Consider the following 1938-nt stretch of genomic DNA (forward strand, 5'->3'; position numbering starts at 1 on the left):
TAAAGAAGCTGATCTACTTTTATATGTTGTGGATGTGTCCAATGAGGAATATGAACATCAACTAAAAGTTACTAAAAACGTAGTAAAAGAATTAGGAGCACAAGAAATTCCATACATAATAGTTCAAAATAAAAAAGATCGGTTAGATCCTGAAAAAATGTTAGAAATTATTGATCCACTAGAAACAACAACTCCTATATCTGCCTTAAATGGAGATGGATTGGACTGTTTAATCTCTAGAATTGAGGAAACGATAATGAAGGATTATAAAATTGTAAATTTGATTATTCCATTTGAAAGTGGATCTATGGCTAATTATATATTGGAGAACACTAAAATTATAGAACATGAATATTTAGATGATGGGCTTCATGTCAAGGCGTATTTAAATAGGAATGACATTAATAAGTACAATTTATTTTTAGTATAAAAAGTGAAAACACTTGACAAACTTTAAAGGTCATAGTATTATATAGAAAGTAACAGGAAGTTAACAAAAGTTTCATTGAGTAAGAAGCCCTTCTGGGATTGAAGTTAAATGGATTTTGAGAAAGCTTTACTGTATTAAAATTTTACGGAGGTAACACACATGTTAAAAGGAACAGTTAAATGGTTTAATGACGATAAAGGATTTGGATTTATCCAAGCTGAAGATGGAAACGACTACTTCGCACATTTTTCTCAAATCAACAAAGAAGGATTCAAGACTTTAAAAGAAGGCGAAGAAGTAACTTTCGAAATCACTGAAGGTGCTAAAGGTCCTCAAGCTTCAAACATCGAAACTGTATAATTTCTTTATTTGAAAAGTTAAGCGATAGATTTATTCTATCGCTTTTTTTTTACAAAAAAATAGATTAAAAGAGAATAGAGCAATTGAAAATTGATAGTTGAGAATTAAAAATTAAAAGAATGAGAGAAAAAATATTGGACACAGAGATACACAGAGGAGGGGAAGAAAAAAAATATGGAGAAAGCTCAGTGAAACTCTTATCTGATTCTCAGTGAATCTCAGTGCCCCAAAATATGATTTTGAAAACTTCCGTGTTGTAGCAGTAAAGGGTATCTTTCGTGTAATTTGTGATCAAAAGAAGAGCTCTTATCCTAAAAGCTCTTCTAATTCAAACATCTCTTCTAATAAATTTTCATAATCTGTTTCATTTTTTTCTTTTTCTTCTATTAAATCACCTAATTTTGTATAATCATTTTGATTTAAGGAAATATCAATCTCTAAGTTATCAAGTGTTTTTAAAAATCTTATTTCGAGATCTTTTAATTTTTTTAATCGACGCTGATCATTTTTTTCTTTTTGATTATCCCTAATTCTTGTATCCACTTTATCTTTTTTTACAACTTCTACGACCACTTCTGAAGTTTGATCTAAATAATAATTAAAATTACCTGGATAATCATACAAAGTTTGATTCTTTAATTCAACAATCCTATTTGCAATCTTATTTAAAAAATATCTATCGTGGGAAATGAATAAAAGAGTTCCACTAAATGAATCAAGTGTTTCTTCTAAAACTTCTTTAAAATGTAGATCTAGATGATTTGTAGGTTCGTCTAATATGAGAAGGTTAAATCCATTATTTATCATGATGGCTAATTTTAATCTAGCTTTTTCTCCACCACTAAGAGATTCAATTTTTTTATTTAAATCGTCCTTATAAAAATGAAATTTTGCGAGACTTCTATGTAAATCAGACTCTTTGATAATACTTTCATTTCTAAAAACATCAATTAGAGTAGACTGATAATCTACAAATGTAAGATTTTGATCGAGATAAGCTATCTTTAAGTTGCTTCCTAGAGTGATGCCCTCTGCTTCATCTAAGATCATCTTTAATAGGGTAGATTTACCGCTGCCGTTAGATCCTATAATACCTAGTTTTTCACCTAGATAGAGGTCCAAAGAGATATTTTTAAATAGTTGTTTAT

Annotated in this window: 2 protein-coding genes and 1 pseudogene; 2 read left to right on the forward strand and 1 reads right to left on the reverse strand. The window is 29.0% G+C overall.

The window, feature by feature from the left end; genetic code table 11:
* Together WBG30_RS03890 and WBG30_RS03895 are read left to right on the forward strand one after the other, a co-directional pair.
* Positions 1 to 430: pseudogene (locus tag WBG30_RS03890) on the forward strand (GTPase HflX); the annotation flags it as partial.
* 159 nt (positions 431 to 589) lie between these two features.
* Positions 590 to 790, forward strand: a complete 201-nt coding sequence (locus WBG30_RS03895; RefSeq protein ID WP_028855325.1) for a cold-shock protein — start codon at positions 590 to 592, stop codon at positions 788 to 790.
* Positions 791 to 1096: 306 nt separating this feature from the next.
* On the opposite strand, the gene WBG30_RS03900 is transcribed toward WBG30_RS03895, so the two are convergent.
* Positions 1097 to 1938 (reverse strand): ATP-binding cassette domain-containing protein (locus tag WBG30_RS03900; protein ID WP_424503335.1); only part of this gene is annotated, 842 nt, incomplete at its 5' end.

This window comes from Psychrilyobacter sp. (genome assembly GCF_049671765.1).
GTDB lineage: Bacteria > Fusobacteriota > Fusobacteriia > Fusobacteriales > Fusobacteriaceae > Psychrilyobacter.